Origin of the sequence: Legionella lansingensis (assembly GCF_900187355.1) — a bacterium.
Lineage (GTDB): Bacteria > Pseudomonadota > Gammaproteobacteria > Legionellales > Legionellaceae > Tatlockia > Tatlockia lansingensis.
In genome coordinates this window covers 2,325,991-2,346,460 of the sequence record NZ_LT906451.1, presented here as the reverse complement: position 1 = coordinate 2,346,460, position 20,470 = coordinate 2,325,991, and the positions used below count along the sequence as shown (strand labels likewise).

Sequence of the window (20,470 nt, the reverse complement as noted above, 5' to 3'; positions counted from 1 at the left end):
TTGGAGTTTCGCATGCCAAAGGGTGTCTATTTGGGATTTGATTTCGGTTACAAACGAATAGGCGTAGCAGTAGGTCAAAAAATTACTGACAGTGCCAGACCACTAACTACCTTAGATGCAAATTTAGGAATTCCAAATTGGGATTTGATTCAGAAGATGGTAAACGATTGGCAGCCCGAGGCTTTGATTGTCGGGTTGCCAACACATATCGATGACAGTGAGCAGTATACTACAAATGCTGCTCGCAGCTTTGCATCACAATTACAAAAGCGATTCTCCTTGCCGGTGCATTTGGTCGATGAGCGACTTTCCACTGTCGAAGCCCGCGCTCGGTTGTTTGCCAAGGGCGGATATCGTAAAATCAAGCAGTCCGAGGTCGATAGCTTCGCTGCTTGCATCATATTAGAGCAGTGGCTGCAACATTCAAGGTAATAAGATGAAGCATTTTTTAGAAATTAGTCAGCTTTCGCGCCAAGAAATTGATCGTCTTCTGCACAAGGCTCTTTATTTTAAAAGCGCAACACTCTATCCAAATTATTCCCAACATACAGTCGCAAATCTGTTCTATGAGAACAGTACTCGAACACGCGTTAGCTTTGAGTTGGCAGCCAAAAAACTATCGATGTCTGTGATTAACTTGGCTTTGCAAAGTTCCTCAGAAGCCAAGGGAGAGCATATTGAGGATACTCTAAAGACCTTGGCTGCCATGGGTATCAATTTATTTGTCATTAGGCACAGCCAGGATGGATTGCAGCAAACACTAGCCCGTAAGATAGGCGATAATGTTCATATCATTAATGCTGGGGATGGCAAACATGCTCATCCAAGTCAAGCCATGCTTGATTTCATGACGATTTACGAACAAAAACCTGATTTTGAGCAACTTAAAATAGCTATCGTCGGTAACATTCGTCATTCTCGTGTGGCTAATTCATTGCAATGCCTTTGTGCAACAATGGGTGTTAAAGAACTCACTTTGGTGGCACCAGAAGTTTGGCAACCACAACAGGTTCATTTTGGTCGAGTCACTTCTTCTTTAGCCGAGGGGCTAGAAGCAGCAGATGTAGTTATCTGTTTGCGGGTGCAACACGAACGGCTACAAGAGCATGAAGCATTAGACCTGGATGTTTACCGTCGGGAATTTGCGCTCACACCAACTACACTGAAATATGCTAAGCCAGATGCAATGGTGATGCATCCAGGTCCCATGAATCGTGGTGTGGAAATAGATAGTGAGGTTGCCGATGGAGTGCAATCGTTTATATTGCAACAGGTGACTAACGGTGTTTTCATGCGCATGGCTATTCTGGAGGTGCTAACTCAGCACTGATTGTTATTAGCTAGCATTTTGGGCTATAAGGATTTGGGAAGGTTTACAGTGACCGCCTAATTTTGACAGATAATGATCTTAAACGAGGGGTGGGGCGGAAAAGGATGGCTCCTACCGCGCGTAGCCTGCGAGCACGGTGGGATACCTGCAGCGACAGGCCCCCGAGACAAGGCATTCCCTTTGAGGAACGATTAAAAAGAAACCTTTTTTTATCTGTCAAAATTAGGCGTCACTGTAGTAGTGCAAGGAAATTTAGTAAGGAACCACAAGGAATGCATGCTAAAAAACCTCTGGTAGTGATTACTGGCGCTAGTGAAGGAATAGGTCGCGCGCTAGCGAAACAATTTGCTGAGGAGGGTTATCCTTGCCTCTTGATTAGCCGCCATATTGAACCACTGCCTGAATTAAAAAATCATGAAATTATTTATGCCAAACTGGATGTCACGGATTACTCCCAATTTGAAGCTGCTGTCCGCGCTGCTGAAAAAATCCATGGTAAAACGGAGTGTTTGATCAATAATGCCGGTCTTCTTAATGTAGGGGAGTTCAGGGATATTCCAATAGACAAAATACATTATGAAATTGAGGTGCTGATCAACGGGGTTATTAACGGCATTAAAATTGTCTTGCCCGATATGTCTCATAGGAAGTCGGGTACGATTATCAATATCAGTTCTATTGGTGACCGAAAGCCAGCCCCATTAGGAGTAGGCTATCATGCATCTAAGCATGCCGTTCGCTCACTAAGTGAGAGTTTGCAAATGGCAGAAGCAAAAAATAATGTCCGAATTATGAATATTGCGCCTGGCTTAATAAAAACGAACATCCATGCCAATATGGGCATTAGCTTTGAAAATTACTGTGAGATGCTGGGCAATCCCACGTTTATTATGCCTGAGGAGTTAGCTGAAATAATTATGTTCTGCTGGAAGTTGCCCCAAAGGATCTGCATTAGAGATCTTGTAGTGATGCCTACTGATTGTGCGTTTTAGATGATTCGCTCCCATCTTTGAGGTCTTCTATCTCAATAATAGTGGCTTGTCATTTGGGCATCTGTAGCATTTGTCTAAAAGACAAAGCAGACTGAAGCGTCTGCAGCTCTACGTTTTTGTGTTCTTTCATATCGGCAATGGTGCGCGCTACTTTCAATAAGCGATGGTATCCTCGGGCAGAGAGCTTTAAGCGGTTCATGGCTTCAGCTAAAAATGCTTGTTCGTTCTGTCCTAAATCACAATAAAGTTCACAATCTCTTCCACTTAAGTGAGCATTCAGGCATTGTTGGCGTTCCAGTTGTATTTCGCGTATCAAAGCCACCCGTTGGCGCAATTTTTTGCTTTCTTCTACAACAGTGTAATCCGGTTTAATTAAATCTTCCTGTAGTAAGGGTTGTATATTGATTTGTATATCAATCCTATCTAATAGTGGGGCTGATAACTTCGCTAAATAACGAGTAATGCGCTCAGGTGTACATAAACAATTCGCGTGTGGATTCCCCCACTGACCACAAGGACAGGGGTTCATTGCTGCAATCAGTTGGAATTGGGCTGGGAATTCTACTTGGCTGGCTGCTCGCGAAATACAGATATTGCCTGACTCCAGAGGTTGACGCAGCGTTTCCAAGACCTGTTTAGAAAACTCAGGTAACTCATCAAGAAATAGCACGCCATGATGGGCTAAGGAAATTTCTCCTGGTTTAGGAGGATTACCACCACCCACAAGGGCGATTGGTGATGCAGTATGATGTGGGGAGCGAAAAGGTGGATGGCGCCAGGTATTGAAATCTGGGTGTGATCCACGTATGGAGTTTATTGCAGCGCATTCAAGGGCTTGGATCTCGGTTAGCTCAGGAAGGATAGTGCTGAAGCGCTTAGCCAACATCGTTTTACCACTTCCGGGAGGACCACTTAACAAAATGCTATGGCCGCCACAAGCTGCGATTTCCATAGCATGCTTTGCGTGCTGCTGTCCTTTAATATCTGACCAATCCAGTTTGCAATCCACGTTTAAGATTTCGGGACGATCTGGCAGTGGCTGTAAGGCCATGTCTTGACATAAATAACTGCAAACTTCACGTAAATTGTTCGCTGTATAGACGCCTTCATAGCCCGCAATTGCTGCCTCTTTAGCATTGGCAACGGCGATGATAAGCTGTTGGTGATCACGATGAGCAGCCAGCACAACAGGAATAATCGCTGATACCCCTCGTAAATCCCCACTTAAGGCTAATTCACCAACAAATTCATGATCACATAATTTATGTTGCGGTAGTTGTCCGGAGGCAGCGAGTATGCCGATGGCTATTGGTAGATCAAACCCACTGCCTGATTTTGGCAGATCCGCAGGAGCTAAATTTACAGTGATTTTGCGACAGGGGAATTCAAATTGGCTGTTAATAATAGCACTACGTACACGATCTTTACTTTCTTTAACCGCAGTTTCAGCAAGACCTACGATGGTAAAACCGGGTAAGCCATTAGATAGATGTACCTCTACGGAAACAGGTTGCGCATGAATACCTACAGCACTCCGCGTTTTGCTAAAAGCGAGATTCATTTTATCTTCCTGATAAGCTGGACTATTTGCTAACCACTCGATCTTCAAGTTTTTTAATTTGACAAATCAAAACCGAATTACCGTGGCTTGACCACGGTAATTCGATGTTCTAAGAAGTCAAGCAATAAAAACTTGAAGATCGAGTAGCCAGGCTATTTTACTCTTTTTCTTTAAGTTAACCAGTAAATTTTATTTATCTTGCTTCTTAGCTAGCAATTTTTCAATTTGTGCTTGTAAGTCGTCCAATTTCTCGCGCGTGCGCGCTAATACTTTGGTTTGCACATCAAATTCTTCTCTTGTTACTAGATCTAAGCGTGCAAAAGTGGCTTGAAGGACATCCTTGAATTTTTGTTGAATCTCATTTTCAAAGTTTTGTAGACTTGTAGGTAAGGTGGCAAAGAGCTTTTTAGCTAAATCGTCAAAATGTTTTGTATCAAACATGCAAATCTCCTGCGTGTTTATTCATGATACATCAGTCTAACAAAAGTTAGGGCTGGTAGTCATGTGTTAATCGACGTTATTATGAGGAAAACTATGAAGATGCTTACAGCAATTATCAAGCCATTTAAACTTGATGATGTGCACGAGGCCTTGATGGAAATTGGGGTGCCTGGAATAACAATTTCCGAAACTCGCGGTTTTGGTCGTCAGAAGGGACATACAGAACTCTATCGCGGTGCCGAATATGTTGTGGATTTTTTACCAAAGATTAAAATCGAACTGGCTTTACCTGATAACATGATTGAGGCTGCCATTGATGCTATTTGTAAGGCGGCTTATACAGGGAAGATTGGTGATGGCAAGATTTTTGTTTATGAACTTGAACAGGTCGTACGTATAAGAACAGGTGAGGTGGGGGATGATGCGCTTTGAGGCGACAGAATGCAAGAGTGTTTACCAAAACCGTGTCATACCCGACTGGATTCCCGCCTACGCGGGAATGACACAGTTCAGTGGACAGCCCTCCAGAATGCTGTTATTTTAAATGATTAACAATAAAATCCCACTCGCCTGCGCTCACAGGTAAAACTGATAACCGGTTACCTTTACGAAGCAAGGCCATTTTCTCAAGCTCAGGGTATTGTCTTAATTGCTCTAAAGAAATTAAATGCTTGAATTTTTCCTTAAACCGGATATCAACCATATACCAACGTGGATTATCCAGGTTGCTTTTGGGATCGGGATGTTCGCTTTCGGGGTCAAAGGCCGTATGATCCGGATAAGCCTTACTCGTTACTTCTGCGATCCCGATAATACCAGGTGGATTGCAATTGGAATGATAAAAAAATATTTTGTCTCCAATGGTCATTTGATCGCGCATAAAGTTACGGGCCTGATAATTACGTACCCCATCCCAATGAGTCGTTTGATTGGGGGCATTTATAAGATCATCAATACTAAAACAATCAGGCTCTGATTTCATTAACCAATAATGGGTCATTATTTACTCCAATAGATTGCACGTGGGGTAACCACAGCGGTTAGCGGGACATCCCACGGGTGTCGCTCGATAAAAGGTTGTCGTTGAAATTCGTAAGCAACGCCAATGAGCATGGGATGTTTTTCATTGGCCAAGGTCATATCATAATATCCCGCTCCTACCCCTAAACGAGTGCATTTTTCATCGAAAGCAACTAATGGCACAAAAATAATATCCAGTTTGCCAGGGGGAACAGCTTCTTCAATGCTTACATCGGGCTCCGGTATGCTATAACGATTTTCAATAAAAGGAGTGGCAGGAGTGGCAGGTAAAAAAGAGAGGGTTTTATCCTTATTAAGCGCCGGGAAATAACAATACTTTCCTTGTAAGGGGGCGGAATCCCATAAGTTATTTAAATTAATTTCACCTGCAACAGCTTTATAAAGTGCAATCCGTTTTGCATAGCGATATTGATCCAATTTGCGAATGTGTGTGCAAACTTGAGTAGAGGCCATTCGTTGGTAGGCGGGGGAGAGTTTTTCGCGTATTCCTCGACAACTACGTCTTAAAGCATCTTTAAAGCGATCAGCCATGTTGTAATATCTCTTTTTCTCTGTTACTACGCAAACTAGGGAACGTCCCTAAATACTAGTGCAAGTCAGGCGCTTGTGAAAGAAATTTTTTAAAAAGTCTAGTCATAATAATAAAAATAGGGTATATAGCTTTCGAATTTTACTAGAGCTGATAAAGCGAGAGTGTTTACCAAACTGTGTTATCCCCGCGTAGACGGGGATCTGCAGATTAAAGCCGTGTGCTAATCCAGAATGGATTCCCGCCTACGCGGGAATGACACTGATTAATGAACAGTCTCGGTAAAGCGGATAACTAAGTAAAACTTTAGAGAGAATGGCATGAGTGATATGTTTGATGACGATGATTTAGACGAAGTAGATGCCTTTGCGAATCCTGAAGATGAACTAATTAACGCTGATCCACAGGAAGGCTCAACGTTGGATGCGCGTAGACGCCTTGAAAACATGTTAGAAGAAAAGCGCCTCCGCGATGAACTTGATGATTTTGTCGACTATTAATGTTCATGACTATGCTCATTTTTATGAATAAAAATGGGCTAGCTCCTTTTCCCTTGGAAGATCGTATTTTTTTGGGGGAGGGACTTTTTGAGACCCTACGTGTCGCAAACGGAAAACCATGTTACCCAAAGCTCCATTGGCAGCGTCTGCAAAATTCTGCTTCATTTTTAGACATCCCTTTTGATCTGTCTTTTGATACATGGCTAAGGAAACTGTTGCAGTGTATCAAGATAAACGCCATGCAAAATGGGGGTATAAAGGTCTTATTAAGCAGTGGCAGCGCACCCAGAGGACTACTCCAAAAAAGTAAAGAAGCACGGTTGGTCTTTGATGCTTTTAACTATGTTAAAAATCCCCGACCACTCAAGCTTATCAGTGCGCCTTGGCTGCGAGATGGTAACAATCCAATTTATCAAATTAAATCCATTAATTATCTAGAGGCTATCATGGCACGGCGACAGGCCGAACATGCAGAGGCAGATGACGTTTTATTTTTTAATCTAAGACAGCATGCAACAGAAACATCCGTGGCTAATCTGTTTATGATTAAAGATAATCAATTATATACCCCAGGGCTTAAAAGCGGGATACTGGCAGGTATAATTCGCCAGCGTCTATTAGCCTTATGTAAGTCCAATGGTATTGCTCATTGTGAGGGTGAATTAGACAGAGCTACCCTGATAAAAAGCGATGCGATCTTCATTACAAATACGTTACAAGGTATCCGCCTCGTTGCGACACTTGATGATGTGTCTTTCGTGACTAACCATCCCCTAATTACGCTATTGCAAGATTTATTGTCAAAAGATAGCTAGGGACGCTCTCTATTGTAATCGGTGGTTTTGCGACGATGTTGGTAATATCGTGCGAGTTTAATTGCAAAAATAACGACAGCCAAAAGAAGTAAAATAATAAGACTTGAACTGTACAACGATGTGTGATGAGTTAAGACATCCATGCCTGCATACCCACAATAGGTATATACGATCTCGGCAGGGGTTAAAAAAATAAATGTAGTAATAATGTAATGACTAAATTTAATTTTTGTTAAACCTAAGCCGTAATTGACAAGATTGAAAGGAATGATGGGCAATAAACGTAATAATGCAACAAATTGCCAGCCATTCTCTTCAACACCTTGGATAAGTTTATTAATTTTAGGTCCTCTTTTAGTGGCAAACCAATCAGTGGCTAGATGCCTGCTAATACAAAAAGCAAGAGCTGCTCCAAAAGAGGCTCCAAGCAAATTCAAAAAAATACCATACACAGGACCAAATAATGCACCGCCGGCAAGTGTCAATACCATGGTAGGTAAGAGGAGAACAGTAGCAATGGCATACAACAGTAAGAACAACACAGGAGCGAGCCATCCTAAGTTTTTGATGCCCTCAAGAATAAAAGGCGCATTCTGCTGAAAAAGAAAGGCGCTAGCAATAAAGGCGATAATTGCCAAGGCTGTGCAGAATACTCTCATTAAAAATCAAATCGATGCGGCATGCTATCACTTTATTACAGAGTGGTTATTTGAGCAAGTTTACGTTAGAGATGTGGGGATAAAGACAAGTGAGTATCTTTATTTGCTTCATAGACCCTCAATGGTATTCCGGTCCTTGGGAGTGAGATGAAGTATCAGCACCAGTTGGTTGTTTATCTTTAGGTGTAAATATACCGCCTTGCGATGTGGGCACATGAGAAGAATTAAGTTGCTGTTCCTTCATGGCACCGCGTTGTAGGGTTTTGATTTGGTCTTTCCATTGTGCATAGAGCTCATCTTTGATACAAAGTTTAAGTTTGGGCAGTAATTCTTTCGATGCAACGGTAAGCTCTTCGTTGCTCAATTGACAATGATTAAGTAGATTATAAAAGTCCTGCAGCGCTTCCTGATAAGCTTTATATTGTTTCTCAACGTTAAGCCCTGCACTTTTAGCTTCTTCGAGTGCGTTTTCGATTGCTTTAATTATTTGATCAGATTGAGAGTTACTTGGAGTAGATTTGGCCCAGACGGCTAACTGTTCAGTACCATGAATCTTGACCTCAGTAAAAATATATTTTAATGGCTCTACAAGTTCGGGGTAGACGTGTCGGACTCGTGCCAGAATCCAGTCTAACTCCTGGGGTTCCAGTGCTTTATTCTTGAGGTATTCCTTACAGCACTTAAGCGCCACATCCAAACCCCAAGCGGGCACCACTGCCGCTTGAAGTAGAACTTCGGCAGTTATTTTCTCTGCTAGTCTGTAGTTAACGAAAAAAGAAGATCCATGAGAGTAGGGATTCAGCAAAACACCTTTATCTTGATTGAAAAAATTAAATTTTTGGGGCCATGCGTTAAGAATATTTTTAACTAGAAAATGAAGGGTGTCATAACTCATATAACCTTCTTTCCAAGTACCTTCTCCTTTTCCTTGCACGTATGCAAATAACAGGTTTTCGCAAGCTAAGCGAACAAATTGGATCAGAAGAGGATGGTTGTCAACCTTTAATTCCTCATACATATCAGCAAGCACTCGATGGGGAAAATCGTAGGAACGAGATTTAGACTGAAATCTTTTTTCCCCCATTTTATCCTGCAGTTCTTTAAGGATTTTATCCTTGAGTGAGGTTTCTTGATCACGCCTCTTCGTTTTTTTCTGAGAGGAGCTTGTTTTTCCACTATAAATTGCATCTATTGCATCAGATGTTTCTTTAGGAACCGAAGCTAAAGCCAGCAAAGGATCGCTGTCCTTTTTAGTCTTCCAGCTTAATAGAATGACTAATTTTTGGATATCATAAAGAATAGGGTTTATCTCTTCGACGTCATCTATTTTTTTCCCTCTTAACACGAAGACGTTGAGTAGGGTACGAGCCATGAGATAGTATTCGATAGCTTGATGGGGTTCATATGGGTGACTCTTCAGATCGGCAAGATAGACAGAATAAAAATGATTCAAACATTCTCTGGGCGCACGTGTAAATAGAGTATCCAGATAGTCTCGATAAACTTGTGGCGCCAGTCTTAATTTTATTGCGTCCAGGCGTTCAATAGCTACCTCTATTTCTTTTGGATCATATTCTGATTTTGGTGCTTTTAGTCGCTCTATCCGAGTGTGAAGGTCTGCTAATGCTTCCTCTGGTTTAAAAAACAGACTATGTTCGAATGCATCGTCGGTTAAATTGACTTCATCACTGATGCTTGTCGTGGCGTCCGGTGTTACTTCTTTTATATCAATCTCTGGCTCTTCTGCTAGAAATTGGCGAAGTCTTGATCCTGGTTGCGGGTTAATTTTAATCAGGGTAAATGACAAATAATAGAGAATTGTCCAAAGCCAATTAAAATGAGGTGTCCAACTCCAGCCTTGGTTGTGCTCTTCGCCCAAAAGCTTGGCTCGTTCAGTATTGAAATTCTGCCAGCGTGTTTCTGGATCATACTTAGGGTTGGAAAGCAAACTCAACAAGTGTGCTTTTAATGGTTCTCTATCGGTGTCATTAAAGTTCTTAAGCCGTTGCTTCCACAGCATCAGTCGCGCCGTTTTTGTATTATATGAAATCATTTTGTGCTCTAAATGAGTTTTTAGTTTAAAAACTACTTAAATATATAGTAATCCAAATAAGACACACTGATTGTTAAGTTATTGTAAGGTTTTGCATCAAGCTTTGGAGCAGATAAAAATTGTTGATCATTTTGCTTGTTATTTATCTCTAGATAAGGCAACTTATAAGTTAAGAGTCATTTTTCTAGCATTTTGTTTGTGGTAAGGCATTTTCCTGTTGCCTCAATAGAACCTGTTGCCGAAGGACAAAAAATATACTGAGTCGTTGCCTCAGAATAGGTGTTGCTTTTGAGAGGTTTTGTTGCGATTAAAAAATAATTGCTATTGAGCCTGGTGGGTGTGTGGGCGAGAAGCCTGTGAGTGTGGGCAATAACTGTGAATAACGTCTTTTTGTTATTCATGGTTTTGTCCACACGTCCCATAGGGCACAGGCTGGTCCGAAGGACTCGTCCATCATATCCACAGGCTTTATGTTCCTGTCTTTTTACAATATTGAATAAGACTTTCATTAAAGAGCCTTTCTTTGTTTTACATGTTGAATATTCACTAATCTAAATATTAATTTTAGCTTTTTTTGAATCTTTTTTTGCAAGTCAAACGGGTCGAGTGTATTAAAGGTCTCTTGTAATTTTGTTTTCTGAGCGAGAGTAAGACCATTCGACGTCATCAGTCGCTGATAGGGCGTTTGGGGTTGATCATATTTTTTGATTACACGGGATTGAATTCGTACTTTGTCAATGAGCTTAATGCAAGGATAGAAAAAATTAAATAACAAGGAGACTTCGTTAGAATATAAGTCATTCATAAGCTCAACGAGCTTTGGATTACCAAAACGATGATAACCAAACAGTTGACGCACATGAGTCCAGTTCTTTTGTTCAACATGTGCATTATCGTCTTTTTTATAAGGACGAGAGCGAGTAAATTGAACCGCTTTTTGTGGGTCCCGCTCAGTAAAATAATGAATGAGATGCCAATTGAGAAACTCTGAGCCGTTATCACAATCAAACCCTTTGATTTCAAAAGGTAAATTTTTTTCTATGTCTTGAATACCCCCCAAGACACCATGAGCTCCTTTATTCCAAGTGGCCCGCATTTCTGTCCAGCCACTGAAAATATCCGTCAGCGTAATAGACCAAACAAAATCACCGGCTAGTGATGCTCCACAATGCGCAACGCTGTCGGCCTCCATAAAACCCACTTCGTTAGTATTCCACTGATTCGTATTGACTGGAATTTGATTCCTGAGAATACTTCCAGGCTTTGTTCCACTTAAGCCTTTTCCATAGCGAGTTTTAACAGGCTTGAGTAAGCGATCAATTGTAGCAGCGCTCATGGTTAGCAGTTGAGAGGATATCTCCGCCGCTAAAGGCTCATAATGATTTTGATAATGAGGTAACCATAAGGGAAGAGCTCTCTTTAATCGTTTACCACACATCTGATCCGTGCCAAGCCATATCTTTTTTAAAGGCTCCAGCAATATGGATGGGTCATAGGTCTTCTTTTTTCCAACTTTCTTCGGACTTTTATCAGAAATGGGTAACTGTCTTAATAAACGAGCTGCTGCTTTGCGATGATAATGATGCGTCTCGCAAAATTCATCCAGAATGCGTTTTTTTAACGCTCTATTGCCTCGTTGATAGCGGATACGCTGTATTTTTAGATACAAATCCATATTCACTTGCCCCATTTCTGTTCCTCTCGCTCGGCAACAGCCATATTGAGGCAACGAAGCAATTTATGGACTTATTTACGTCATCCTTCGGCAACAGATAATTTGAGGCAATTCGTTTTGGTAAAAAATTTAAATGACTTAATAAAGCCTTAATTTTTGTTTGTTATGATTCAATCAATGAATCAATTGCCTGGAGGCTGTGATGGCAAATAGCACGAACTACATGTTGACGAAAATGCATCCTTTCAAGTCAGCTGTTGACGTATCAGCTAATCAATCTGTGCCTCAAAATAAGACAAATGAAATAAAGGAGATTCCAGTTCCTGAGCTTGCTCCCACTGCAGAATTATCACTCGGAAATGTGGTTAAAAACTGTCTTTCCAACAAGGATGAAAAAAAGTTGCTCCCTGGATCCTAATTCCTAATTTCATCTTATCCTGCGTAGTTTTACTCTTGAATTCTCATCCCCTAACGATATACTGTTAATATATCAGTCAAGTAGTTTGAGGTTTGTATGGCGGCTGGAGGGTTTGCTGAAACCGCTCATTGGAGGGATTCTGCAAGAAGCGCTCGTTTTTTTATGGTAGATGCACGAGCGGCTTTTCCAATCTTTCTTTTTCTAATGCATATTAGGGTCTGGACCGGTATCTTGGTTTTAGTATCAGCTGTCTTCTTTGGAGTCATTGAGCACTATGGTTTTACAGTTCCAGTTTTTCTAAGATGGATAAGAAGTTTTTTGGCGGGTCCTATAAAAAATTCAAAACCGTGGTGGCGATAAATGGAAATAGATATCCGTAAAAGCATGGCCCTGATCGCCGCAAATATGAACGCCAAATTTTACCTCAATGATCGCTTTGTTAGTTATGAGGAAGTGTTCTCAGATACGGGTCTGCTTCCTGCTATCGCTCGTAGGGCGGATCAATTATGTTCATTGTGCTTAGGTTATGGTTTGGGCGTAACTTTTGACGAGGCAGAGAATGCGTTACTAGGAATACGCGTGGTTTTTGATGAGGTGACTCCAAATGCATTGCGATTACTGTGCATGACGGATGTGCTAAATGAGCTTATTCAAGGGGGGCCGAGTCGAGATTACACGCCCTTGGACGAGTTAATGTATGATTAAAAAACAAATGGTACCTATTTAATTGTAAAGAAAGTGAAAGTTTAGTTGCCTTAAGTTTACCTTAAGCAAATTGATGATAATCTAACTGTACTAAAGTTGTTTGGAGTAATGGGTAATGCCAGGTGAAGACAGCGGCAAAAAAATAACAAATTTACTGCATAGAAGTGGTTTATTTGGTGCTGAGAATTCTGCCCAAAAGGCGGATGATATTTCTGCTGCCCAAAAAACATCAGCCCAAGAAGGACTCGCTTTTGCACAAGTACAAAATCTAATAGCTTCTATAGACGCTCGTGTTAGTCGTCCACTTATCCAAATGATCACCATGAACAAGGCTAATACAGGAGCTAAAAACGCTCAGGTTAATTTAGAGGCTAAAGAAGTAGTAGAAGAATTTTTTCAAACAACTGAGACTATTGTTAGTGGCGATCAAAAAACCGCTTCTGAAGTTACCGTCCCGCATAATGCTAATGAGGTAGAAGAAGAAATAGACTCTGATACTTCTTACTCATCAGGACCACCATAAGATAGTACTCCGCGTTTTCTATTGAATGCTGTTATACTGTTCATAATTGTTTCTTGAACAAAGCTGAAATTGACGCTTAAGATTTTCCTCTATGAAAGACAGATTAACGCAAGATCAAGCCCAAGCCATTTTGAAAGCATTAGATGATGCCATTGAGAAAGGACCGTGGGATGAATCTAATTTTTTACGCGCCATCGGCAGAAATTTACGCGAAATAAGGCAAAATTTTGCTAATCAAATCGGTAGTGGCCAAGATCAACAAACCCAAATTAAAAAGGAATCCGGCTTCTTTGCAAGTCAGGGTTCCCAACGCACTGAACAACAAGAAGTATTTATAGCGCTTTATTCTACTGAGGGTAATAACATACAAGCTTGGGAGCGCCTTCTTGCCAATTTACCTCGGCAAATGATCTCTCGACCCATTTATGCAGATGAACAAGATGTGAAGAATTTGATTAAGGCAAAAGCAAATAAAGTAAATGAGGCATATGTGGCTGCTTATATTAATCAAAGTGATATTCTATCCATAGCAGCAGATAAAATACCAACAGATAGATTTGGCAAGCCACTGTTGTCACTCAAAGATCGTTCTTTAAGTCTTGATAATATTACTCGCTTTGTCCATTTATCCGGTGTTTATCATTATGTAAAAGGACGTTTAGTGAAAAAATCTCCGTCAGAATAAAGGCTGATGGTCGCATCATGCTTAAACTGGGTATATACTTTTTTAATATGGATTCAATTTGACGCAGCGTATGGCACAACAATCACAGCAACAAGGTGGCGGCGATAACTCAATGGCACCAGTATGGATTATGGTGCTGATATTTTTCACCGCTTTTTTTATCTGGAAACTTGGACATCAATACATTGTTGCCCTCGTTTTTTATCTAAATGTATTACAAGCAAAATTAATCAGTTTTTTTGTTAGCAATGCTCAGCTGCAAAATAATATTTACTTGATGCAAACCATTGATCCGGCAACAGTAAGCTGGGATCAGTTCGTTGATCTGACTCGCAGTGTTGGCAATTTTATTCGCTACCCAATTGTTGTCATCCTTATATTCTTAGCTATTTTTCTTTACCGTTCCGACATCACTCTTAGATTCAAAAAAGCACATAATATGAAAACCCTACGCACCCAAGAACAGCATAATTGGCTAGCGATTATGCCTGTCGTTAAAGAAGATTTAGTGAGCGTAGATATTAATAAAGGCCCTTGGGCCATGGCACTTACCCCGATGGAATTTGCCCGCAAATACAAGTTACTCAAAAAAGATGATGCTCTCTTAGATAATCCTACACCAGGGCAAGAGATGACTGCTGGTATTCGCAAGGGAGACGCAAAACGTGTATTCACATTGCAATTAGGTCCGTATTGGGATGGTTTTGATCACTGCCCACCGCAAGTTTATGCTCTAGCTGCAGTGTTTATTGCTAGAATGAACCGGGATAGGAATTCTGCTAGCTCTATTCTAGAGTCCTTAGATAAATCTTACGCTGCCGGAAAAATGGACTTTTCTGTAGCTAAGTCGGTATTGAAGAAATATCAACATGCTGAAAATGTGCAAGAAATTTTAGGAAAGCACGCTTACCTCTTGACGGTTATGGCTTCACTATTGGAATCGGCACGTGAAGATGGGGTTGTGCCAAGTTCAGAGTTTTTATGGCTTAAGCCCATCGATCGTCGATTATGGTATATGCTTAATTGTGTAGGCCGTCAAACGCCTTTTGCAGAGGTTGCAGGTCCTTTTGCCCATTGGCGTGCCGAAAAGGTTATGGGTAGACGGTCTTTAGTACCTATGATAGATGAAGCAATTAAAGCACTTGAAATCGCTGTGAAAGAAGTGAAATTAACGCCTAAAGAGTTGCAGGAGTTAGAGCCATGATGCGTGGTATTGATTCGCGACATGAAATAGATCCTACCCAGCTTTTGCGGGATACACGCACGCTTGGCCAACGTCTTGCAGATTTTTTCTCTGATCCAACAAATGTCGCTATTGTTTTGGTTTCCATGGCAGCAGTTGCTTACTATTTATCTGAAGTGTCAACGCTGATGTTGATTGTTGGCGCTGCTATCTTCCTCTACGCTTACTCTTGCAAACAGAAGCTCCCCTTTAGACTGCCTAAGATCGCTAGAGTCAAAGATTATAATGATTTAAAACCGGGTATAGGGACCCCAAATATTGCTCGCGGAATTGCCTTCTTTGGTAATGATCGCAAAACAAAAGAAGAGCTGTGGTTCACCAATGATGATCTTAGAACACATGCGCTTATTTTCGGTTCCACCGGTAGTGGTAAAACAGAAACACTCGTCTCACTTGCTTATAATGCCTTAGTGCATGCCAGTGGTTTTATTTACGTCGACGGTAAAGGTGATAACTCGCTTTATGCGAAGATCTTCTCCATGGTGCGCAGCATGGGGCGTGAGGATGATTTACTATTGATCAACTTCATGACTGGTGCGCGTGATATTGTCGGGCCTCAGGAAAAACGTTTATCCAATACCCTTAATCCGTTTTGTCAGGGTTCTTCCAGTATGTTGACCCAGCTGGTGGTGAGTTTGATGGGATCGTCTGGTCAGTCTTCTGACGGGGACATGTGGAAAGGTCGTGCTATCAGCTTCGTGGAAGCTTTAATGAAGTTATTGGTCTATATGCGTGATGAAGGTGCTATCCTACTTGATGCCAATACGATTCGTAACTATTTTGACTTAGCCCGTCTTGAAGCAATCGTGCTCGATAAGGTTTTTCCACGAGATGACCAAGAAAGCATAAATATTGACTCAGTCCCTAAATTAATTACTGATCCATTGCGTAACTATGTATTTAACCTCCCTGGTTACAATAAAGAAAAAAAGGGTAAACAAGTTTCACAAGTTCTGGAACAGCACGGTTTTATTACCATGCAGTTGGTTCGTGTATTCTCATCTTTAGCAGACACCTATGGCCACATTATTCGCACAAATTTGGCAGAAGTGGATTTTAAAGATGTAGTACTCAATCGACGCATCCTCGTTGTATTGTTGCCTGCATTGGAGAAATCTCCTGATGAGTTATCCAATTTAGGTAAGGTCATTGTTTCTTCTTTGAAAGCCATGATGGCTGCAGGATTAGGTGACCAGGTTGAAGGTGATTACCGAGATGTGATCGAAAGAAAACCAACCACTGCCCCTACACCTTACATGTGTATTTTGGATGAGTATGGTTACTACGCTGTTCAGGGGTTTGCTGTGGTGCCTGCTCAGGCGCGTTCACTTGGATTCTCTGCAATTTTTGCTGGACAAGACTTACCTGCTTTCCAGAAAGCATCCAAGGAAGAAGCTGCATCTATCGGTGCAAATACGAACATCAAGATTTGTATGAAACTTGAGGATCCTACCGAAACGTGGGATTTCTTTACTAAAACAGCTGGGGAAGCTTACGTCACTAAGGTTGATTCATTCCAAACCAAAGATACAAGTATGTCGAACAGTTATTTGGACACGAAGAGTTCCTCTTTTGAAAAACGTGCCCGTATCGATTTGCTGGATCTGAAAGAGCAAACGGAAGGTGAAGCACATATATTCTTTAAATCCAAGATTGTTCGTGCTCGCATGTTTTATGCTAACCCTAAACCAGTGAAGCAGTTGAAGCTTAATCAATTTTTGAAGGTAGAGCCGCCTCCTGATGAATACTTGATGAAATTGCAAAAACAACTTTCAGGATTTCAAAAGATATTGGAGAGTGGAGATTTAAGTATCAGCAAAGCCGTTGAAACAGAAGAAATTACGTTAATCACTAAAGCATTGCATGACTCTAAGATCAGTGAGCCAATTGAGCGAGGAGTGGCTGCTTTACTGGCATTCCATGGTCATAATGAACCACCTCCAGTAGAAGAGATCATTGAGGAAGAAGAGGAAGGGATATTAACCATCTTCAGTAAACTTCGCCAACCATCCAATGCACTTCCTTTGTTGGCAAAAGATATGGAACAATTTTCTCTACCCTTATTGGCTATCAACGAGACAAGAGACTTTCTGTCGGTTATTGAGCGTGCTAGCGGGGCGAAAGACAAGTATGCTGGCACGGTCGCTAATGAACTGATTAAAGACTTTCAAATGGCGACACATTATCCGCCTCAAGAAAGAGACCAAGTCACATCTACAGAACTGTCTGAAATAGTAAACGCACTATCAGAAAAAATTGTGAGTGAACGAGAAAAAGCCCAAGCTAAATCAGAAGAGATCTAATCTTAAATCAATCCCTCATTTGCCAGTATTTTGGCCTCTTTGGCCCCACTCTGCCATTTCTGCTGTTATCTTACAAAGCGGGTTATTTTTGTCGTTTATTTATTATTCACAAAGCAAAAATATTGTTAAATTTTTAAGAACTGCTTGTAACGTAATGATTTGTATGTTTTTATTTGATGAAATGGGAAATCTAATAATTAATGAGGGTGAGAGTGAAACAAATGTGGAGTAGCGTATTCGGTTTTTCAATATGGCATGCCACTCTGCTAGCCTCTCTATTATTATTAGGTTGTCATAAAACTCCCCCTTATATCCCAGCGGATGATGGTCCTAAACTACCACGAAAAGTAGCAGGCACCTCTGATAAAGCAGTCATCCGTTTGCAAAAGCGACTAAATAGTTGCGGAATAAAAGTAGTTACCATCGGTTCGGATTATTTAATAAGTATTCCTTCAGCAGCTTTGTTCGCTAATCAATCCCCGAGATTAACTTGGGAATCTTATGGCGTACTTAATAATGTTGTCCTTTTTTTAAAACAATTTCGCAAAGTAGCAATAACGGTTACCAGTTATAGCACTAAATATGTTTCTTCAAAGCGTGAACGCGCCTTAACATTGGCGAGAGCAAGAGCAGTGGGAGATTACTTATGGTCGCAAGGAATAGACAGTCGTTTTATCTTTACAGTTGGTGCTGGCAGTGATAAACCTATAATGGCCTGGCCTCATGGTGGCGATAAATCGCCAAATTCACGTATTGAAATTACTTTTAGAGATGCGATCATCTAGATGAGGATAGAATGACTCGAGGTACTTGGGATACAATAAAGAGTTCTAAAGGATTTTATGTTCGCACCTATCGTAAAGGAATAAAGTGGGTTATTGTATCGTTGACTATTAATTTATTTTTAACCCTTGCAATATATTATGTCCATTTTAATGAACCAGAGCGTGATTATTATGCAACTAGTGGAATAACTCCGCCTGTCAAATTAACGCCACTAGATAAACCAAATTATTCAAGCACACCTTTGCTTGAACCAGATCCTGTTAATGAGGATGAGACGAGGGTCATACCGCAATAACCGAGGATATTATGGCTGAAGATGCTTTAACAACTGTCGCGATGAGAAACGCTTTTTACCGTGATGGACAACGTAAGATAATAATCGCTCTCCTGATTTCTGTTTTGGTTAATATTGTTTCAGCCTCCTTGCTATTTTATTTATTGACACATCCGCCCGCACCAAAATATTTTGCTACAAGCATTAATGGACGAATTACGCCATTATTTCCATTAAATGAACCTAACCAATCCGATTCAGCTGTCTTGCAATGGGCAAACCAGGCAGCTATTGCAGCGTTTACTTATAATTTTGTAAATTACCGTGAGGAATTGCAGGCTTCTTCTGGTTTTTTCACAGCTGATGGATGGACTCAATTCCTGAATGCCCTACAAGAATCTAATAATTTGGATGCAGTAAAAGCAAAGAAATTGATTGTTTCTGCTGTAGCTACTCGTGCACCAATTATTTTGCAAAAAGGGATTTTGAATGGTAGGTATTCCTGGCGAGTACAAATGCCCATCTTGGTTACCTACCAAAGCGCTAGCGAATTTTCTCAACAAAATAACGTCGTTACCATGTTGATAACTCGGGTATCAACGTTAAATTCTCCGCGTGGTATTGGTATAGCTCAGTTTGTTGTTGGACCAGCTAGTGGTGGGATAAGTTGATGAATAGATCTCTTTCAAAATTCTACTACTGTGGTGGCGAATTGCTTCATCGATGCGGTGCTCGAATCCTCATGTACTGGCGTGTACACTGCGGTTCTGCGCTTCGCTTCTCCTCGCACTTCGCTCACCACAGCGAGTTTCGAAAGAGATCTAATAAAAAAAAGAAACAGGCGGTTCATTGGATTGCTATCATTAGTATTCTTATCCTTGATTCATTGCATCTTACCTATGCAACTGATCAGTCTGATTCTGCACAACAAGCGCTTCAACAACTGCGTTTATTACAACAAAAGCTATCTCAAGGGACTAATGCGCAAGGGCAACCAGCACCGGCAGCACCTACGCCAACTCAGGCGACTCAGGCGACTCAGGCGACGCAACCGGCCCCCGCAGGTCAAACCACTACAACACCACCCGCTGGACCACCACCAACACCACAAGCAGCTCCACCTCAAGAGGCTGCTTCTGCTGGTCCCACAGAGGCGGATAATGAACTTATTGATACACAGGCCTTCGATGGTGTGACTCGACAATTGTTTCCTCTGACCCCAGAGCAAATCGTGAGACTGAAGCAACTCTACCATGCCTCAGAATATGCCCAGGCAGCCACGGCTGGTACGCCGCCGAAACCCACAGCGACGTCTCAATTTGTGAATCTCTCACCAGGTTCAACTCCTCCGGTAATTCGTTTATCCCAAGGATTTGTATCCTCCTTGGTTTTTCTTGACTCAACAGGAGCGCCTTGGCCCATCAGTGCTTATGATTTGGGCGATCCCGCTTCTTTCAATATTCAATGGGATAAAACCAGCAATACGTTAATGATTCAATCACTAAAACTTTATACTTATGGTAATCTTGCAGTGAGGTTGCGTGGGCTGAATACTCCCGTGATGCTGACTCTCATTCCGGGACAAAAAGCTGTTGATTATCGGGTGGATCTGCGAGTACAAGGCTATGGTCCGAATGCAAAGGCAATGCCCATGGAAGAGGGTATCCCTCCAAGTGCCAGTGATATTCTTTTGCATGTTTTAGATGGTGTTCCTCCTCCGGGTAGCCAGCGTTTGACAGTAAGTGGTGGGGATGCAAGAGCCTGGCTTTTAAATGAAAAGATGTATGTTCGCACGAACCTCACGATCTTGTCCCCAGGGTGGATAGGAAGCATGACTAGTGCAGATGGAATGCATGCTTACGAAATGCAAAAATCTCCGGTATTACTTGTTTCCTGGCATGGCAAGGTTATGCAACTTAAGGTAGAAGGGTTATAAT

The 20,470-nt window shown here is 41.4% G+C and carries 25 protein-coding genes; 17 read left to right on the top strand and 8 right to left on the bottom strand.

Translation table 11 applies throughout. The annotated features are described in order from the left end of the window. The first annotated feature begins 12 nt into the window (after nt 1-12). The 3 genes from ruvX (at nt 13) to CKV79_RS10635 (ending at nt 2,322) form a co-directional block, all read left to right on the top strand. Entirely contained in the window at nt 13-432 is a 420-nt protein-coding gene (ruvX, locus tag CKV79_RS10645) for a Holliday junction resolvase RuvX (protein WP_028373753.1), read from the top strand. 4 nt (nt 433-436) lie between these two features. Beyond that, a complete protein-coding gene (locus CKV79_RS10640; protein ID WP_028373754.1) occupies nt 437-1,330 on the top strand; it encodes an aspartate carbamoyltransferase catalytic subunit in 894 nt (297 codons plus the stop codon). Between the two features lie 272 nt (nt 1,331-1,602). Continuing rightward, complete coding sequence (locus CKV79_RS10635) at nt 1,603-2,322, top strand: SDR family oxidoreductase (protein WP_028373755.1); 720 nt, start codon at nt 1,603-1,605, stop codon at nt 2,320-2,322. Between the two features lie 49 nt (nt 2,323-2,371). Here CKV79_RS10635 and CKV79_RS10630 read toward each other — a convergent pair whose 3' ends face one another. Both CKV79_RS10630 and ubiK read right to left on the bottom strand, forming a co-directional pair. Then, nucleotides 2,372-3,883, bottom strand: a complete 1,512-nt coding sequence (locus CKV79_RS10630; RefSeq protein WP_028373756.1) for a YifB family Mg chelatase-like AAA ATPase — start codon at nt 3,881-3,883, stop codon at nt 2,372-2,374. 189 nt (nt 3,884-4,072) lie between these two features. Continuing rightward, entirely contained in the window at nt 4,073-4,324 is a 252-nt protein-coding gene (gene ubiK / locus CKV79_RS10625; protein WP_028373757.1) for a ubiquinone biosynthesis accessory factor UbiK, read from the bottom strand. A 93-nt stretch (nt 4,325-4,417) separates the two neighbouring features. Between ubiK and CKV79_RS10620 the strand changes: the two genes are divergently transcribed. After that, nucleotides 4,418-4,756 (top strand): P-II family nitrogen regulator, encoded by a 339-nt coding sequence (locus tag CKV79_RS10620; RefSeq protein WP_028373758.1) that lies wholly within the window; start codon nt 4,418-4,420, stop codon nt 4,754-4,756. A gap of 103 nt (nt 4,757-4,859) precedes the next feature. On the opposite strand, the gene CKV79_RS10615 is transcribed toward CKV79_RS10620, so the two are convergent. Together CKV79_RS10615 and CKV79_RS10610 are read right to left on the bottom strand one after the other, a co-directional pair. Then, nucleotides 4,860-5,324 (bottom strand): EVE domain-containing protein, encoded by a 465-nt coding sequence (locus tag CKV79_RS10615; protein ID WP_028373759.1) that lies wholly within the window; start codon nt 5,322-5,324, stop codon nt 4,860-4,862. Beyond that, entirely contained in the window at nt 5,324-5,896 is a 573-nt protein-coding gene (locus tag CKV79_RS10610) for a 5-formyltetrahydrofolate cyclo-ligase (RefSeq protein WP_028373760.1), read from the bottom strand. The genes CKV79_RS10615 and CKV79_RS10610 overlap by 1 nt, the downstream gene beginning before the upstream one ends. Nucleotides 5,897-6,214: 318 nt before the next feature. On the opposite strand from CKV79_RS10610, the gene CKV79_RS10605 reads away from it, so the two are divergent. Both CKV79_RS10605 and CKV79_RS10600 read left to right on the top strand, forming a co-directional pair. Beyond that, complete coding sequence (locus tag CKV79_RS10605) at nt 6,215-6,394, top strand: PA3496 family putative envelope integrity protein (protein ID WP_028373761.1); 180 nt, start codon at nt 6,215-6,217, stop codon at nt 6,392-6,394. A gap of 11 nt (nt 6,395-6,405) precedes the next feature. Next, a complete protein-coding gene (locus tag CKV79_RS10600) occupies nt 6,406-7,209 on the top strand; it encodes an aminotransferase class IV (RefSeq protein ID WP_231950104.1) in 804 nt (267 codons plus the stop codon). Here CKV79_RS10600 and CKV79_RS10595 read toward each other — a convergent pair. The 4 genes from CKV79_RS10595 to CKV79_RS10580 form a co-directional block, all read right to left on the bottom strand. Further along, nucleotides 7,206-7,868 carry a TVP38/TMEM64 family protein gene (locus CKV79_RS10595; RefSeq protein ID WP_051546204.1) on the bottom strand — a complete coding sequence of 221 codons (663 nt, stop codon included), beginning with the start codon at nt 7,866-7,868 and terminating at the stop codon, nt 7,206-7,208. The two genes, CKV79_RS10600 and CKV79_RS10595, sit on opposite strands and share 4 nt — an antisense overlap. Nucleotides 7,869-7,986: 118 nt before the next feature. Beyond that, nucleotides 7,987-9,921 (bottom strand): hypothetical protein, encoded by a 1,935-nt coding sequence (locus CKV79_RS10590; protein WP_028373763.1) that lies wholly within the window; start codon nt 9,919-9,921, stop codon nt 7,987-7,989. 176 nt (nt 9,922-10,097) lie between these two features. Further along, a complete protein-coding gene (locus tag CKV79_RS10585; protein WP_095141794.1) occupies nt 10,098-10,430 on the bottom strand; it encodes a hypothetical protein in 333 nt (110 codons plus the stop codon). After that, nucleotides 10,430-11,611 carry an integrase gene (locus tag CKV79_RS10580; protein WP_095141685.1) on the bottom strand — a complete coding sequence of 394 codons (1,182 nt, stop codon included), beginning with the start codon at nt 11,609-11,611 and terminating at the stop codon, nt 10,430-10,432. The genes CKV79_RS10585 and CKV79_RS10580 overlap by 1 nt, the downstream gene beginning before the upstream one ends. A gap of 187 nt (nt 11,612-11,798) precedes the next feature. Here CKV79_RS10580 and CKV79_RS10575 point away from each other — a divergent pair, with 187 nt between their 5' ends. The 11 genes from CKV79_RS10575 to CKV79_RS10520 all read left to right on the top strand — a co-directional run bounded on the left by CKV79_RS10575 (nt 11,799) and on the right by CKV79_RS10520 (nt 20,469). Next, entirely contained in the window at nt 11,799-12,014 is a 216-nt protein-coding gene (locus CKV79_RS10575; protein ID WP_028373831.1) for a hypothetical protein, read from the top strand. A 96-nt stretch (nt 12,015-12,110) separates the two neighbouring features. Further along, nucleotides 12,111-12,374 (top strand): IcmT/TraK family protein, encoded by a 264-nt coding sequence (icmT, locus tag CKV79_RS14020; protein WP_028373832.1) that lies wholly within the window; start codon nt 12,111-12,113, stop codon nt 12,372-12,374. Next, a complete protein-coding gene (locus CKV79_RS10565; RefSeq protein WP_028373833.1) occupies nt 12,375-12,719 on the top strand; it encodes a type IV secretion IcmS family protein in 345 nt (114 codons plus the stop codon). 115 nt (nt 12,720-12,834) lie between these two features. Further along, a complete protein-coding gene (locus tag CKV79_RS10560) occupies nt 12,835-13,242 on the top strand; it encodes a hypothetical protein (protein WP_028373834.1) in 408 nt (135 codons plus the stop codon). A 91-nt stretch (nt 13,243-13,333) separates the two neighbouring features. Next, nucleotides 13,334-13,927: a Dot/Icm secretion system protein IcmQ gene (gene icmQ / locus CKV79_RS10555; RefSeq protein ID WP_028373835.1), complete on the top strand. Its 594-nt coding sequence runs from the start codon at nt 13,334-13,336 to the stop codon at nt 13,925-13,927. A gap of 70 nt (nt 13,928-13,997) precedes the next feature. Beyond that, complete coding sequence (gene icmP / locus CKV79_RS10550) at nt 13,998-15,131, top strand: type IVB secretion system coupling complex protein DotM/IcmP (protein ID WP_028373836.1); 1,134 nt, start codon at nt 13,998-14,000, stop codon at nt 15,129-15,131. Next, on the top strand, nt 15,128-17,473 hold the full coding sequence (locus tag CKV79_RS10545; protein WP_028373837.1) for a TraM recognition domain-containing protein: 2,346 nt from the start codon (nt 15,128-15,130) through the stop codon (nt 17,471-17,473). The genes icmP and CKV79_RS10545 overlap by 4 nt, the downstream gene beginning before the upstream one ends. 221 nt (nt 17,474-17,694) lie before the next feature. Beyond that, nucleotides 17,695-18,258, top strand: coding sequence for a type IVB secretion system protein IcmN/DotK (icmN, locus tag CKV79_RS10535; RefSeq protein ID WP_051546213.1), 564 nt, complete (start codon nt 17,695-17,697; stop codon nt 18,256-18,258). Between the two features lie 11 nt (nt 18,259-18,269). Beyond that, nucleotides 18,270-18,554 carry a type IVB secretion system protein IcmM/DotJ gene (gene icmM, locus CKV79_RS10530; protein WP_028373840.1) on the top strand — a complete coding sequence of 95 codons (285 nt, stop codon included), beginning with the start codon at nt 18,270-18,272 and terminating at the stop codon, nt 18,552-18,554. An 11-nt stretch (nt 18,555-18,565) separates the two neighbouring features. Then, the gene (locus CKV79_RS10525; protein WP_028373841.1) at nt 18,566-19,204 is read left to right on the top strand and encodes a type IVB secretion system apparatus protein IcmL/DotI; all 639 of its coding nucleotides are present in this window, start codon (nt 18,566-18,568) and stop codon (nt 19,202-19,204) included. Continuing rightward, on the top strand, nt 19,204-20,469 hold the full coding sequence (locus CKV79_RS10520) for a DotH/IcmK family type IV secretion protein (RefSeq protein WP_408606907.1): 1,266 nt from the start codon (nt 19,204-19,206) through the stop codon (nt 20,467-20,469). The genes CKV79_RS10525 and CKV79_RS10520 overlap by 1 nt, the downstream gene beginning before the upstream one ends. Nucleotide 20,470 lies beyond the last annotated feature (1 nt).